This window comes from Mycolicibacterium austroafricanum, from assembly GCF_902705885.1.
Taxonomy (GTDB): domain Bacteria; phylum Actinomycetota; class Actinomycetes; order Mycobacteriales; family Mycobacteriaceae; genus Mycobacterium; species Mycobacterium vanbaalenii_A.
This window is the reverse complement of record NZ_CACSIP010000039.1, coordinates 22,761-36,587: the sequence shown is the minus strand read 5'-3', so window position 1 is coordinate 36,587 and position 13,827 is coordinate 22,761. Positions and strand designations below refer to the sequence as shown.

Annotated in this window: 15 protein-coding genes; 5 read left to right on the top strand and 10 right to left on the bottom strand. The window is 66.3% G+C overall.

What is annotated here, in order from left to right:
- Positions 1-2: 2 nt before the first annotated feature.
- The gene (locus BEMPMBAN_RS23640) at positions 3-269 is read right to left on the bottom strand and encodes a helix-turn-helix domain-containing protein (RefSeq protein ID WP_159233698.1); all 267 of its coding nucleotides are present in this window, start codon (positions 267-269) and stop codon (positions 3-5) included.
- A gap of 85 nt (positions 270-354) precedes the next feature.
- On the opposite strand from BEMPMBAN_RS23640, the gene map reads away from it, so the two are divergent.
- Positions 355-1,125: a type I methionyl aminopeptidase gene (gene map, locus BEMPMBAN_RS23635; RefSeq protein ID WP_159233697.1), complete on the top strand. Its 771-nt coding sequence runs from the start codon at positions 355-357 to the stop codon at positions 1,123-1,125.
- Here map and BEMPMBAN_RS23630 read toward each other — a convergent pair.
- Positions 1,122-1,958 carry an IS5 family transposase gene (locus tag BEMPMBAN_RS23630; protein WP_159233696.1) on the bottom strand — a complete coding sequence of 279 codons (837 nt, stop codon included), beginning with the start codon at positions 1,956-1,958 and terminating at the stop codon, positions 1,122-1,124. The genes map and BEMPMBAN_RS23630 overlap by 4 nt on opposite strands.
- Before the next feature lie 74 nt (positions 1,959-2,032).
- Here BEMPMBAN_RS23630 and BEMPMBAN_RS23625 point away from each other — a divergent pair, with 74 nt between their 5' ends.
- Entirely contained in the window at positions 2,033-3,466 is a 1,434-nt protein-coding gene (locus BEMPMBAN_RS23625) for an RNA-guided endonuclease InsQ/TnpB family protein (RefSeq protein WP_159233717.1), read from the top strand.
- A 57-nt stretch (positions 3,467-3,523) separates the two neighbouring features.
- Here the strand turns inward: BEMPMBAN_RS23625 and BEMPMBAN_RS23620 are convergent, their stop codons facing one another.
- Positions 3,524-3,898: a YchJ family protein gene (locus BEMPMBAN_RS23620; RefSeq protein ID WP_159233695.1), complete on the bottom strand. Its 375-nt coding sequence runs from the start codon at positions 3,896-3,898 to the stop codon at positions 3,524-3,526.
- A gap of 45 nt (positions 3,899-3,943) precedes the next feature.
- Between BEMPMBAN_RS23620 and BEMPMBAN_RS23615 the strand changes: the two genes are divergently transcribed.
- Complete coding sequence (locus tag BEMPMBAN_RS23615; protein ID WP_159233694.1) at positions 3,944-4,513, top strand: DUF4334 domain-containing protein; 570 nt, start codon at positions 3,944-3,946, stop codon at positions 4,511-4,513.
- Positions 4,514-4,545: 32 nt separating this feature from the next.
- Here BEMPMBAN_RS23615 and BEMPMBAN_RS23610 read toward each other — a convergent pair whose 3' ends face one another.
- The 4 genes from BEMPMBAN_RS23610 to BEMPMBAN_RS23595 form a co-directional block, all read right to left on the bottom strand.
- The gene (locus tag BEMPMBAN_RS23610) at positions 4,546-5,892 is read right to left on the bottom strand and encodes a M16 family metallopeptidase (RefSeq protein ID WP_159233693.1); all 1,347 of its coding nucleotides are present in this window, start codon (positions 5,890-5,892) and stop codon (positions 4,546-4,548) included.
- Positions 5,870-8,134 carry a polyribonucleotide nucleotidyltransferase gene (locus BEMPMBAN_RS23605; RefSeq protein ID WP_159233692.1) on the bottom strand — a complete coding sequence of 755 codons (2,265 nt, stop codon included), beginning with the start codon at positions 8,132-8,134 and terminating at the stop codon, positions 5,870-5,872. The genes BEMPMBAN_RS23610 and BEMPMBAN_RS23605 overlap by 23 nt, the downstream gene beginning before the upstream one ends.
- Positions 8,135-8,518: 384 nt before the next feature.
- Positions 8,519-8,788, bottom strand: a complete 270-nt coding sequence (gene rpsO, locus BEMPMBAN_RS23600; RefSeq protein ID WP_159233691.1) for a 30S ribosomal protein S15 — start codon at positions 8,786-8,788, stop codon at positions 8,519-8,521.
- Between the two features lie 142 nt (positions 8,789-8,930).
- Complete coding sequence (locus BEMPMBAN_RS23595; protein ID WP_159233690.1) at positions 8,931-9,905, bottom strand: bifunctional riboflavin kinase/FAD synthetase; 975 nt, start codon at positions 9,903-9,905, stop codon at positions 8,931-8,933.
- Between the two features lie 74 nt (positions 9,906-9,979).
- On the opposite strand from BEMPMBAN_RS23595, the gene mntR reads away from it, so the two are divergent.
- Both mntR and BEMPMBAN_RS23585 read left to right on the top strand, forming a co-directional pair.
- Positions 9,980-10,705 (top strand): manganese-binding transcriptional regulator MntR, encoded by a 726-nt coding sequence (gene mntR, locus BEMPMBAN_RS23590; RefSeq protein WP_425295008.1) that lies wholly within the window; start codon positions 9,980-9,982, stop codon positions 10,703-10,705.
- Between the two features lie 11 nt (positions 10,706-10,716).
- The gene (locus BEMPMBAN_RS23585) at positions 10,717-11,148 is read left to right on the top strand and encodes a type II toxin-antitoxin system Rv0910 family toxin (RefSeq protein ID WP_159233688.1); all 432 of its coding nucleotides are present in this window, start codon (positions 10,717-10,719) and stop codon (positions 11,146-11,148) included.
- Between the two features lie 225 nt (positions 11,149-11,373).
- Here BEMPMBAN_RS23585 and BEMPMBAN_RS23580 read toward each other — a convergent pair whose 3' ends face one another.
- Genes BEMPMBAN_RS23580 through BEMPMBAN_RS23570 form a run of 3 tightly spaced genes read right to left on the bottom strand, consistent with a single transcriptional unit; the run spans position 11,374 to position 13,822 of the window.
- Complete coding sequence (locus BEMPMBAN_RS23580; protein ID WP_159233687.1) at positions 11,374-11,859, bottom strand: VOC family protein; 486 nt, start codon at positions 11,857-11,859, stop codon at positions 11,374-11,376.
- A complete protein-coding gene (locus BEMPMBAN_RS23575; RefSeq protein ID WP_272952249.1) occupies positions 11,856-13,052 on the bottom strand; it encodes an MFS transporter in 1,197 nt (398 codons plus the stop codon). Before BEMPMBAN_RS23575 ends, BEMPMBAN_RS23580 begins: the two co-directional genes overlap by 4 nt.
- Positions 13,049-13,822: an SDR family oxidoreductase gene (locus BEMPMBAN_RS23570; RefSeq protein ID WP_159233685.1), complete on the bottom strand. Its 774-nt coding sequence runs from the start codon at positions 13,820-13,822 to the stop codon at positions 13,049-13,051. The genes BEMPMBAN_RS23575 and BEMPMBAN_RS23570 overlap by 4 nt, the downstream gene beginning before the upstream one ends.
- Between the last annotated feature and the right edge of the window lie 5 nt (positions 13,823-13,827).

Here is a 13,827-nt window from a genome sequence, read left to right as displayed (position 1 = left end):
GCCTAGATCGCCATCTGCTGGTTGTCGGCTCCGCCCCAGGCATCCACGGCCTCCTGCATCGGTAGACCGAGGGCCCCGCACAGCCCGACCACTGTCCCGAAACTCGGGCTGGGCATCCGGCCGACCTCGATCTTGCGCAGCGTCTCGGGCGAGATCCCGGCGTCCCGCGCGATCCCCTCGGGGTCGCGGCCGGCTCGGGCGGTCCTGATCAGCGCGCCGAGGCGTTGCCCGGCTTTCACCTGTTCCGGACTCAGGGGTACACGTACCATGACGCCAGCATAGTCGGTATTCAAATACCGGCGCTGGTACCGTGGCAACGGTATAAGAATACCGATGCTGAAACGGAGATCACGTGTGATCGAGCTCAAGACCGCCGACGAGATCAACAGGATGGCGGTGACCGGCCAGTTCGTCGCGGAGACACTGGCGGCGCTGTCGGCCCAGGCGCAGCCGGGTGTGAACCTGATGCAACTCGAGCACCGCGCCCGCGATCTGGTGAACGACCGCGGTGCGACGTCGTGCTACTGGGACTACGCCCCGTCGTTCGGTCGCGGCCCGTTCCGCAATGTCATCTGCTTGTCGGTCAATGACGCTGTGCTGCACGGCATGCCACACGACTACGTGCTGCGCGACGGCGACGTGTTGAGCCTGGACTTTGCGGTGTCGATCGACGGCTGGGTGGCCGACTCCGCGGTCACCGTCGTCGTCGGTGACGATCCCGAGCCCGCCGACACCGCACTGATCGAGTCGACGCGGCGAGCACTCGACGCCGGCATCGCCGCCGCGGTGCCGGGCGGTCACCTCGGTGACATCTCCGCCGCCATCAACGACGTCGCCACCGAGTCGGGATATCGAGTCAACGCCGAGTTCGGCGGCCACGGGTTGGGCCGCACGATGCACGAGGATCCCCATGTCTCCAATCGCGGTCGGCGGGGACGTGGCCTGCTGCTGCGGCCCGGTCTGACGCTCGCGTTGGAACCGTGGTGGGCGCGCGGCAGTGATCGTCTGGTGATCGATGCCGACGGTTGGACCCTGCGATCGGCGGACGGGTCGAACACGGCGCACTCCGAGCACACCATCGCGATCACCGAGAGCGGCCCTCGGGTACTCACGGCGGCCCGCTAGAGCGCGTCGAGCAACTGGGTGCGGTCGAGGCGGCGTAGCAGTAGGGCGATCTGGCTGAGGTAGAGGAAGCCTTCGTGTGCGTTGAGGGTGACTTCGTAGTGGCGGTCGAGTCGTCGGCAGTGGTTGATCCAGCCGTTGGTGCGTTCGACCACCCAGCGTCGCGGTTGGACGATGAACCCGCGGCCGGGTTTCGGCCCGGACACTACGTCCACTGTGACAGCGGCCCTGGCCGCGGCGCTCGTCACGGTCTGACCGGTGTAGCCCTTATCCACCCACACGTGGCTGATGGTCGGGGCGATGCGTTTTGCCTTGTGTAGCAGCGTGGGGAATGCCGCGCGGTCGGCGACGTTGGCAGCGGTGACGACGNCGGCGACCAGAACGCCGCCGGAATCGACGAGCACATGACGTTTGACGCCATCGACCTTCTTTGCCCCGTCGAACCCGCGCGGCCCGGCCACCGGGGACGCCTTGACGCTGGAGGAATCAACCACGGCCGCGGTGGGCCGTCTGCGGCGGCCGGAGCGGGTACGGACCTCGCCGCGGACCGTGGTCAGGATTCGCTCCCATGTACCGTTGCGGCACCAGCGCAGGAAGTGTTTGTGCGCCGCTGACCACGACACGGTGAAGTCGTGCGGCAGATGCCGCCACGCGCACCCGGTACGCAGCACATACAAGATGGCGTCGAGGTACTCGCGCCACCGCTGCGGTGGGCAGGGCCGCCCACCTCTGGGATGTTTCGAGACGAGGAAGCGGGCGATGCGCGCCCACGCGGTATCGGACAGATCAGAGCGGTATCGGCGGCGCCGACCAGGTTTCGGGTCACATAACCACAAATCGTCATCACGGGTACCGACACGATTGCGATGGCCAGCGTGCTTGTCAGTCCGTCATGAGACGCTGAATGGTGATGGCGCGGCATACCACATTCCGGTTCTGTCTCGACCCGACGGTCGAGCAGTGTGACATGCTGGCCCGCCATGCTGGCGCGTCGCGGTTCGCGTTCAACCAGTGCCTACGGATCGTCAAAACCAGCCTGTCTGCCCGGCGAACCGACCCGGGCACCACGGTGCCGTGGACGGGTTTCGACCTGATCAACACCTTCAATGGGTGGAAGAAGACCGAGGATGCCGGCCGGGTGTTCGCTGTCGATGCCGACGGTGGCGTCGAAGTGGTGGCGACAGGCCTGTCCTGGCGGGGCGATGTGTGTCAGCAGGTCTTCGAGGAAGCCGCCGTTGACCTGGGTAAAGGGTTGGCGGCATGGTCGGATTCGCGCTCGGGCAAGCGCAAAGGCCGCCGCGTCGGGTTCCCACGGTTCAAGAAGAAAACCGGCGGCATCCCGTCGTTTCGGCTGCGCAACAAGCACCCCAAGGGTAAACCCGCCGCGATCCGTATCGGCGACAACGACCGGCCCCGTTCGCTCACGCTGCCCGGCATCGGCCAGATCGCCGTCCATGACGACACTCGCCGACTGCGACGCATGCTCGCCAAGGACCGGGCCAAGATTCTGTTCGCCACCCTCAGTCATCACGGGGACCGTTGGTGGATCGCACTCAATGTCGAGGCCGCCGATCTGCACCCAGCTCATCAGCACCCAACCCGCCGCGACGACGGTGGCGGCTGGGTGGGGGTGGATCGCGGCCTGACGGCGTTCCTGGTCGCCGCGACTGTAGACGGCACCGAGGTCGCCCGCATCGATGACGCCCCCAAGGCGCTGGCCGCCGGCATCGCTCATCAGCGGCGGTTGTCGAAGTCGTTGTCTCGCAAGAAGAAGGGATCACGAAACCGCAAGGATGCCGCGGCCCGGTTGGGGCGGCATCATCATCGTGTCGCCAACGTGCGCCGCCATTTCCTGCACCAGGTGTCGGGCGAGCTGGTCAAGACCCACGACCGGATTGTCATCGAAAACCTTAATGTGACCGGAATGCTGCGCAACCATCGGCTGGCCCGCGCCATCTCCGACGCCGGCTGGTCGGAGTTCGCGCGGCTGCTGCGCTACAAGCAGGCGTGGCGGGCCGGGCAGCTCGTCGAAGCCGACCGGTGGTATCCATCGACCCGTCTGTGCTCTGAGTGCGGGGACATCGACAGTTCGATGACCTTGGCGGATCGGGTGTTCACCTGCGGATGCGGGCATACCGCCGACAGAGACGCCAACGCCGCGCGGAATCTTGCCCGCTGGGGCCAGGGCTACCGGCACGACACCTCAACCGATCCCCGGACCCCCAAGCAACGGGGCGGGGCCACCAAAGCCCGCCGACGGGACGGCGCTGGCCAACACCCTCGTGTTGGTGAAACCAGCCCGAATGACGCGGGAACCGACGTTCACACCGCACCCGCGGCCTGAACCGACGACGCCCGAGAAGGGCGGTGCCGAACATTCAATAGAATTGATCGACACGCTTTAGTCAGTCACGTCCCCGTCGACGTAGAACCACCGGCCGGCGCGCCGGGCGAACCGCGACCGTTCGTGCATGACGCCGTGGCGGTGGTGGGCGCGGAACTCCACCTCTCCCGATTCGTCTCCGGCGCCGCCACCGGTGACGTCGACGACCTCGAGCCGAGACCACGTCACCGTGCCGCCGACTACGTCGTGCGGACGGGTGCGCGGATGCCATGTCCGCCACACGTACTCGGTGTCCCCGACGACGTAGGCGCTGTAGCGCGACCGCATCAGCTGTTCGGCGGTCTGTACCGGCCGTTCGCCGACGTGCAGGGGCAGGCAGCACCGGCCGAAGGGGTCGCCGGTTCCGCAGGGACAGGGGCCGTCGGGTCGCACCGGTACAGTCTGCCTGGCTTGACAGCTGTCAAGTAACGTATGGGTATGTTTTCGCTCACTGACGTCCTTCCGAACGCCCCGACCACCACGGCCGATGCGCTGGCCCTGTTCGACTCCTGTCCCACCGTCGCACCGGAGTTCATGACCGGCCAATGGCACGGCGCGGAGCTGCCCACCGGCCATCCGCTCGATGGCATGCTCGCCGCCAGCGGCTGGTGGGGCAAGGCGTTCCTGGACTCCGAAACCGTTCACCCGCTGCTGTTCCCCACCGGCGACGGCACCGCGCTGTGGGCGCTGAACCCTGCGCTGGCGTTCGGCGGCCTGGGCCTGGCCACCAAGATCCCGGCGCTGAAGCGGCAGAACTTCGCGGGTGCCATCACCACGCTCAAGCCCGCCCTGCAGGCGCGCGGACCCAAGGCCCGGCTGCGCACGACGCGCTACCGCGACGTGGACACCGCGACCATGATCTACGACCAGTTGCCGATCAACGACGTGTTCCGGCTGCTCGACGACTCCACCGGCTCCGAGACCGTCCTCGGCGCGATGGATCTGCGGGGAATTCCGGTGCCGTACTTCTTCGTGTTGCGGCGCGACGACTCACTGCCGCTGGTATAGGTCGGTCACTGCGAGCGCTGCCCGCTCACCGATCAGCGGGCGATCGTCTGCAGGGGCTTGGGCAGTGATCTCTTGCCGCGAACCGGCCCGAGGACTGCGGCGCCGAACGGGCGCGTGAGCAGAAGTCGCGCAACGGCATTGACGTCCTCGAGGGTGACCGCGTCGATCTGCTCCAGGGTGTGAGCGATGCTGCGGTGATGGCCGTAGTTGAGCTCACTGCGCCCGATCCGGTTCATCCGCGAGCCGGAGTCCTCCAGCCCGAGTACCAGGCCGCCGCGCATCGAACCCTTGGCGATTCGGCATTCGTCAGCCGTGATCCCGTCGCGGGCGACCTCGGCGAGCACGTCGGTCGTCACCCGCACGACCTCGTCGAACCGGTCGGGCAGACATCCGGCGTAGATCGACAACGCACCGCTGTCGGCGAAGGTGTCGACCGTCGAGTACACCGAGTACGCCAGTCCCCGCGTCTCCCGAATCTGTTGGAACAGACGGGAACTCAATCCGCCGCCGAGCGCCGTGTTGAGCACTGACAGAGCCCAGCGATGATCCCAGTGCCGTCCCGGGGTGCGCACACCCAGTGACAGGTGGGTCTGTTCGGCTTCACGGCCCACCAGTTGCAACGACGGGCGGCCCGGCACCCGTCCGGCCCCCTTGCGCGGCGCCAGCGGGGACCGGCCGCGCACCAACCGCGCACCGAAGTGCTCCCGGACCAACGCGACGACTTCGTCGTGTTCGACGTTGCCGGCCACCGCGACGACCATCCGGTCGGGCGTGTAGCGCCGGACATGGAACGAGTGCAACTGCGCGCGCGTCATCGTCGAGATCGACTCCACGCTGCCGATCACCGGACGGCCCACCGGGTGCTCACCGAACATCGCCGTCAGGAACAGGTCGCCGAGTGTGTCCTCCGGATCGTCGTCACGCATGGCGATCTCTTCGAGCACGACGTCCCGCTCGACGTCGACGTCTTCGGTGAAGCACCGGCCCCGCAGCACCACGTCGGCTACCAGGTCGACGGCCAGCTCCAGATCCGAGTCGAGCACGTGCGCGTAGTAGCAGGTGTGCTCCTTGGAGGTGAACGCGTTGAGCTCACCACCGACGGCGTCGATCGCCTGGGCGATCTGCACCGCGGTCCGGGTCGGAGTCGCCTTGAACAACAGGTGCTCCAGGAAGTGCGCCGCACCGGCGACAGTGCGGCCCTCGTCACGAGAGCCGACGCCGACCCATACCCCGACCGACGCCGAGTGCACGTGCGGAATCTGCTCGGTGACCACACGCAGGCCACCGGGCAGATTCGTGCGGCGCACGGTCAGGGATGAGTCGTCGTTGCGGCGCCCCCTGCGCAGCGCCCCCGAGCTAGCTGCTGGCGGTCGCTGCATCAACCGGGACATCGGCGGCGGGTGCGTCGGACGCTTCACCTTCGGCCACGAGGACCAGCGAGATCTTGCCGCGGTTGTCGATATCGGCGATCTCCACCCGCATCTTGTCGCCCACCTTGGCAACGTCCTCGACCTTGTTGATCCGCTTGCCGCGGCCGAGTTTGGAGATGTGCACCAAGCCGTCGCGTCCCGGCAGCAGCGACACGAACGCCCCGAAATCGGTGGTCTTGACCACGGTTCCGAGGAACCGCTCCCCGACCTTGGGCAGCTGCGGGTTGGCGATCGCGTTGATCTTGTCGATCGCGGCCTGCGCTGCCTCACCGTTGGACGCACCCACGAACACCGTGCCGTCGTCCTCGATGGAGATCGACGCGCCGGTCTCCTCGGTGATCGAGTTGATCATCTTGCCCTTGGGCCCGATGACCTCGCCGATCTTGTCGATCGGCACCTTGATCGTGGTGATACGCGGTGCGTATGGGCTCATCTCGTCGGGCTCGTCGATGGCCTCGGCCATCACCTCGAGGATGGTGATCCGGGCGTCCTTGGCCTGGGCCAGGGCGCCGGCCAGAACCTGGGAGGGAATCCCGTCGAGCTTGGTGTCGAGCTGCAGGGCGGTGACGAACTCCTTGGTGCCTGCGCACTTGAAGTCCATGTCGCCGAAAGCGTCCTCGGCGCCGAGGATGTCGGTGAGGGTGACGAAGCGCCGCTCGACACCACCACCCTCGACCTCGACGTCGTCGGAGACCAGGCCCATCGCGATACCGGCGACCGGGGCCTTGAGTGGCACACCGGCGTTGAGCAGCGACATGGTCGACGCGCACACCGAGCCCATCGACGTCGAGCCATTCGAGCTCAGCGCCTCCGACACCTGACGGATCGCGTACGGGAACTCCTCGACGCTGGGCAGCACGGGCACCAACGCCCGCTCGGCCAGGGCGCCGTGACCGATCTCGCGGCGCTTGGGCGAACCGACGCGGCCGGTCTCACCGGTCGAGTACGGCGGGAAGTTGTAGTGGTGCATGTAGCGCTTGGACGTCTCCGGCCCCAGCGAGTCGATCTGCTGCGCCAGCTTGACCATGTCCAGCGTGGTCACGCCCAGGATCTGGGTCTCGCCCCGCTCGAAGAGCGCGCTGCCGTGTGCCCGCGGCACCACGGCGACCTCGGCTGCGAGCGCCCGGATGTCGGTGACACCGCGTCCGTCGATGCGGAAGTGATCGGTCAGGATGCGCTGCCGCACCAACTTCTTGGTCAGCGAGCGATACGCCGCACCGATCTCCTTCTCGCGACCGGCGTAGGTCTCGGCCAGCCGCTCGAGGACCTCGACCTTGATCTCGTCGGTGCGGTTGTTGCGCTCTTCCTTGCCGGCGATGGTCAGCGCCTTGGACAGCTCGTCGGTCGCCACCGAGGACACCGCGTAGAACACGTCGTCCTGGTATTCGGGGAACACCGGGTACTCGCCGGTCTCCTTTCCGGCGGCGGCGGCCAGCTCCTGCTGGGCGGTGCACAGCGCGGCGATGAACGGCTTGGCGGCCTCGAGGCCCTCGGCCACGACGGTCTCGGTGGGCGCCACCGCGCCGTTGCCGATGAGCTCGATGACCCTGTCGGTCGCCTCGGCTTCGACCATCATGATCGCGGTGTCATTCGGGTCGTCACCCACCTTGCGGCCGGCGACGACCATGTCGAAGACGGCGTTCTCGAGCTGCTCGACGGTCGGGAACGCCACCCAGGTGCCGTCGATCAGCGCGACGCGCACCCCACCGACCGGGCCCGCGAACGGCAGACCGGAGATCTGGGTGGACGCGGATGCGGCGTTGATCGCCAGCACGTCGTACAGATCCTTGGGGTCGAGGCTCATGATGGTCACGACGACCTGGATCTCGTTGCGCAGCCCCGAGACGAAGGTGGGGCGCAGCGGCCGGTCGATGAGACGGCAGGTCAGGATCGCGTCTGTGGACGGGCGGCCCTCCCGCCGGAAGAACGAGCCCGGGATGCGGCCCGCGGCGTACATCCGCTCCTCGACGTCGATCGTGAGGGGGAAGAAGTCGAAGTGGTCCTTCGGGTTCTTGCTGGCGGTGGTGGCCGACAGCAGCATGGTCTCGTCATCGAGGTAGGCGACCACGGAGCCGGCGGCCTGCCTGGCCAACCGGCCGGTCTCGAAGCGGATGGTGCGGGTGCCGAAGCTCCCGTTGTCGATCACGGCGGTGGATTCGAACACGCCGTCTTCAATCTCAACTACAGACATAGACGTCCGTATGGCCTCTCTGGTCATCATTCAGCTGTTTCGCGTGAGCACTGCGCGTTGAATGCGGTCATTTGCAGACAACCTCAGGTGACCCCGAGACCAGCTCGGATGCGTCGACGGCCGTCGATCGAAGCGGCCGGAGTACATCCGGCAGCCACTACCGAAGACCGCGCGATCGGGCGGTACCTGTCGTGTCACGCGGGGGCGGTACACGCGGATCTGCGAAGACCACACCCACTTGTTCGCGCTTGCCTTCTGTGCCGCTCGCGGACACGCCGACTGGCGAACGCACCCATCGTACATCCCGGTATGGGAGTAATCCCTAATCCGGGGCAGCCGCCGGACGTGCGGCGACGGTCACCGCACTCCGGGTGGGAGGCTGCGTCAGCGACGCAGGCCGAGGCGCTCGATCAACGAGCGGTAGCGCTCGACATCGACCTGCGCGACGTACTTGAGCAGCCTGCGGCGGCGGCCGACCAGCAGCAGCAGTCCGCGGCGCGAGTGGTGATCGTGCTTGTGCATCTTGAGGTGCTCGGTCAGGTCGATGATCCGCTTGGTCAGCAGCGCGACCTGCGCCTCGGGGGAACCGGTGTCGGTGTCGTGCAGGCCGTACTGGCCCAGGATGTCTTTTTTCTGTTCGGCAGTGAGCGCCACGAATACAACTCCATCAAATCGGTCCGCGATCAAGATGCCGGCGGATCCAGGCGGATCCCCCGACAGGCGCAGCCACCGCGAACTGCAGCACACGCCAGGTCGGCAGGGAGCTTAGCAGCGCCGACAGTCGCGCCGCCAATCGCTAACGGGCGGACAGGATGGTGCGTGCCCGTTCGGTGTCGGCGCCCATCGCCGCCACCAGATCGGACACCGAGTCGAACCTCTCCTGCCCGCGCAGCCGCGCGACGAAGTCGACGGCGACGTGCTGACCGTACAGATCGGCGGCGGTGTCCAACACGAAGGCCTCGACGGTCCGGGTGCGGCCGGAGAAGGTTGGGTTGGTGCCGACCGACACCGCGGCCTGATACCGCTCCCCTGGGGTGACGCTGCCGACGACGGGACCGTGCCCGAGGACGGTGAACCAGGCCGCGTACACCCCGTCGGCCGGGATCGCCGAGTACATCGGCGGGGCCACGTTGGCGGTGGGGAAACCGAGCACCTTGCCGCGGCCGTCCCCGCGGACAACCACGCCCTCGACCCGGTGCGGCCGCCCCAGTCCGTCGGCTGCCGCGACCATGTCACCGGCGTCGACGCACGACCGGATGTAGGTCGAGGAGAAGGTGACGGTCTCATGGCGGTGGTGTTCGGCGACGAGGGACACCGAGTCCACGGCGAATCCGAACCGCTCCCCGGCCTTGCCGAGCAGCTCGACGTTGCCTGCCGCCTTCTTGCCGAACGTGAAGTTCTCACCGACCACGACCTCGACCACGTGCAGCCGCTCCACCAGCAGTTCGTGGATGTAGCGCTCCGGGGTGAGCTTCATGAAGTCGGCGGTGAACGGCACGACGAGGAAGACGTCGATGCCCATCTCCTCGACCAGTTCGGCGCGCCGGGTCAACGTGGTCAGCTGTGCCGGGTGACTGCCCGGGAACACGACCTCCATCGGGTGCGGGTCGAACGTCATCAGGACCGTCGGGATTCCCCGCGACCGACCCGCCTTCACCGCGCGGCTGATCAACTCCTGGTGACCGCGGTGGACACCGTCGAACACGCCGATGGTGACCACACATCGACCCCAGTCGGTGGGGATTTCGTCCTGCCCCCGCCAGCGCTGCACGCCGTTAGCCTACGACCCGACCGCAACCCCAGACCATCAGCACCACCAGATCAGGTGATGATTGCCTAAACTTTGTGTTTGTGAGTCCTGAAAGCGCGGCCAGCGATCCCCGTGACCTGACGACGGTGGCGCAGGACTATCTGAAAGTCATCTGGACCGCCCAGGAGTGGTCGCACGAAAAAGTCAGCACGAAGTTGCTGGCCGAGCGAATTGGGGTGTCGGCCAGCACCGCTTCGGAGTCGGTCCGCAAGCTCGCCGACCAGGGTCTGGTGGATCACGAGAAGTACGGCGCGGTCACCCTCACCGACACGGGACGGCGCGCCGCGCTGGCGATGGTGCGCCGCCACCGGCTGATGGAGACGTTCCTGGTGCGCGAGCTCGGCTACAGCTGGGATGAGGTGCACGACGAGGCCGAGGTGCTCGAGCACGCGGTCTCCGACCGGATGCTCGACCGGATCGACGCCAAGCTCGGTTACCCGACCCGGGATCCGCACGGTGACCCGATCCCGGCGGCCGACGGCCAGGTCCCGACCCCGCCCGCCCGTCAGCTTTCGGTGTGTGAGGACGGCGACGCCGGCACGGTCGCTCGGATCTCCGACGCCGACCCGGAGATGCTGCGCTACTTCGACACCGTGGGGATCAGCCTGGACTCCCGGTTGCGGGTGGTGGCCCGCCGCGACTTCGCCGGGATGATCTCGGTGACGGTGCAGAATCCTGGCGATCCCGCGGTCGATGACGACAGCCAGACCACCGTGGATCTGGGAAGCCCGGCAGCGCAAGCGATCTGGGTCGTAGCTTAAAAGGAGTCGGTATGGCGAAACTCGAGATGTCCCGCAGCCTGGCGCTGCCCCCCGAGGAGGCCTGGGCGCACGCCTCCAACCTGGACACCCTCGGCGACTGGATGAGCATGCACCAGGGCTGGCGGTCGGACCTGCCGGATGAGCTCAACGTGGGCACCACCGTGGTCGGCGTGGCGGGAGCCAAGGGGATGCGCAATCGGGTCACGTGGACGGTACGCCGGTTCGATCCGCCGTCGGCCCTGGAGATCAGCGGCGAAGGTGTGGGTGGCACCCGGTACAAGCTGTCGATGAAGGTCGCCTCCAGCGGCGACGGCTGCACGTTCACCGTGAGGATGGACCTCGGCGGGGCGCCGCTGTTCGGCCCGATCGGCTCTGCAGCGGCCCGTGCCGTCAAGGGCGACATCGAGAAATCGATCGAGAAGTTCGAGGAGCTCTACGCCTAGGCGGTCCTGCGCGAGTCCCCAAGCTATCGAAAGCCCCGGTATCCACGCTTCCGCACGCACACGGATGCACTTTCCGAGGGCGGGCGAGCACCCAAGCACTGACACCTAAGCCCATCGGAGGTCTGTAACGGCATTCGCAGGGTGTAAGACAGGTTCCGTTCGGTGTTCCGTGACGCTCCGGATAACGTCTTACACACTGGTATCCGTAGTTGCTACCGACGCCTCTCAAACTGGCGAATCGTGTTCGGGTGTTTCACGAAGGTATGTCATGGCGTGTCGGTCATGCCGCGATGTCCAGGTGTCCATGAAATCGTGTTGCCGTTCGTTGTCGACCACTTCGATGTTCGCGCCAATCGTCGGGGCGAAAAAGTACGCGAACGATCGCCCGGCCGGCCGTCCGTCATAGCGCGGCTGCGCACCCTTCGTGGCCCACCGACATGTCGTGGAGCCCAACGACTCGGACCACCATCCTAGATGGTCGAACCGCGGCCCTGATGTTGCGTCCCATGGACTTTCGGGTGGGCCGCTGATGAGTTCGATGAACGGAAATTGCCGTGAGAATACGATGGTGTACGCCCACTGTTCGAGGACTGCGTCCTCCGGTTCATTCCATTCGACCTGGGCGAGTTCGGCGAGTTCTGTCATGGCCGCGGCGATGTCGGGAACTACGAAACAAACGTGGTAAAAGGTTGGCGGTTGCTTTGCACTCACGGATTCTCCGGGGTTGTGGGTAGGGACACCACCCGCGTCAGAGCCATGGCCACGAGGATCACTGCAAAGATGCCGGAACTGATCCACGGCAGAGCGTGCGCGGATCGAGTCGACGACAGAATGATTCCACCGAGAAGCGACCCCGCCGCCATGCCTGCGTTGAACAGCGTCACCAAGATCGCCTGTGCGACGTCGATCGACGGGCCGGCGGCGCGAGCGCAGGCTGTTTGATACAGGGTGGGAGCGCAGCCGAGAGCGAATCCCCACGCAATCACGGCGGCGACGACGACGGGCGAGACGCCGGCAAAGCGCCCCAGCGTTCCCATCGCGAGACAGAACAGACTCAGAACAGTCAGTCCCAGCGCAGTCAGATGACGGTCGATGGTTGCGCCGGTTACCCACAATCCGACGATGGCCGCAACGCCGAGGGCCAGAAGTACGGCACCGATGTGGTTGCCGAGATCGGACAGTCGAAGGTAGGGCTCGATGTAGGTGTACAGGTTCATGTGCGCGGCTTGGAACGCGAAAGCGCACAACACAATGACGGCGATTCCTGGCCTCACGACAACCGCATTGAACGATAGCTTGGACGTCCCGGCCTCTCCGTCGAAGCGTGGTAGCCACCACGCCCCTAGCGCGCCGGCAAGTGTTCCCGTGACGGCGAGTATCACGAACACACCGCGCCACCCAACAGCTGATCCCATCATCGTGCCGAGTGGCATCCCGAACGCCAGCGCTATGGGAATACCGGCCATAGCAACCGAGAGCGCTCGTCCTTTGAGTGTCGAATCGACCATCCGCATCGCGTAACCAGCCATCATCGCCCACTGAATGCCGGCGCAGGCGCCGCCGAGGACTCGGGCGCCAGCGCTTACATAGAACTCACTCGAGGCTGCAGTGATCGCGTTTGCTGCTGCAATTCCGACGACGGTGGCAATGAGGAGCGGTTTGCGGGGCCACGAGCGTGTGAAGGTAGTCAGAGGTATCGCTGCGAGCATCGACGCCGTGGCGTACAGGGTCAAGAGTTGACCAGTGACCGAGTCGGATGTGTCGAGTGCCGCGCCGATATCGCCGAGGAGGCCGGCCGGGATCGTCTCGGTCAGCATGGTGGTGAACCCAACGACGGACAGGACCACCAACGCAGGGAGGGGGAATGTGCTCTTCTCCTCCGTGGCGCCTGTGATGGCGGTCATTGTGGTGGTCCTTCCGGGTGTGCGTTGCCGGTCCTCCGGTGGGTGCGGCCGTGACCGGCTTGATCCGTCGGACGTATGACGATCCGATCGAGAGTCACGTGCGGTGGCTGCGAGATCGCGAAATCGATCGCGCGAGCGACGTCCATCGGTTCCAGGGGTGCCAGGCCGTCGTACATCGCATCAGCGCGTTCCGGGGAGTCCGGGTAGCGCTGGTGGAAGAACTCGGTTCGCACGATGCCGGGGCACACCTCGATGATCCGGATCGGTGACCCGAGCATCTCGCTGCGCAGTGTCTGGGTCAGGGCAGATTGGGCGTGCTTGGAGGTGCTGTAGCCCGAACTGTTCGGCAGCGGTTCGAATGCGGCAACGGAAGTGACGGTTACTACAGTGCCCCGACCCGCTTGTTTCATCTTCGGGACGAACGCGCGATCGAACAGCAGTGTGCCGAGAACATTTGTCTGCCACATCCATTCCCACGCTGAGGGATCGGCATCGACCACAGGATCACCGCCGCGGGCTCCGCCGGCGCAGTTCACAAGCACCGCTGGCGCGTCGAGTGCCGAAGCGAGGGCGTCGACAGCCGCGGAGTCGGCGACGTCCATCGCATGGCCGGTCACTCCGAGTTGATCCTCAAGTTCGGCCAACCTATCGGCGCGACGTGCTACCACGTGCACGGCGTATCCGCTCTTGCAGAGCAGTTCGGTTGTAGCTCTACCGATTCCAGAGCTTGCTCCGGTGACCACTGCAAGCGGCCGGGGTGTCGATGTCATCGCTG

Bases quoted from the DNA above. Each gene is read 5' to 3' on its own strand.
- BEMPMBAN_RS23570 (WP_159233685.1), bottom strand. From the start codon at position 13,822: ATGACATCGACACCCCGGCCGCTTGCAGTGGTCACCGGAGCAAGCTCT.
- BEMPMBAN_RS23585 (WP_159233688.1), top strand. From the start codon at position 10,717: ATGGCGAAACTCGAGATGTCCCGCAGCCTGGCGCTGCCCCCCGAGGAG.
- BEMPMBAN_RS23625 (WP_159233717.1), top strand. From the start codon at position 2,033: ATGGCGCGGCATACCACATTCCGGTTCTGTCTCGACCCGACGGTCGAG.
- BEMPMBAN_RS23575 (WP_272952249.1), bottom strand. From the start codon at position 13,052: ATGACCGCCATCACAGGCGCCACGGAGGAGAAGAGCACATTCCCCCTC.
- BEMPMBAN_RS23640 (WP_159233698.1), bottom strand. From the start codon at position 269: ATGGTACGTGTACCCCTGAGTCCGGAACAGGTGAAAGCCGGGCAACGC.
- BEMPMBAN_RS23615 (WP_159233694.1), top strand. From the start codon at position 3,944: ATGTTTTCGCTCACTGACGTCCTTCCGAACGCCCCGACCACCACGGCC.
- BEMPMBAN_RS23605 (WP_159233692.1), bottom strand. From the start codon at position 8,134: ATGTCTGTAGTTGAGATTGAAGACGGCGTGTTCGAATCCACCGCCGTG.
- BEMPMBAN_RS23610 (WP_159233693.1), bottom strand. From the start codon at position 5,892: ATGCAGCGACCGCCAGCAGCTAGCTCGGGGGCGCTGCGCAGGGGGCGC.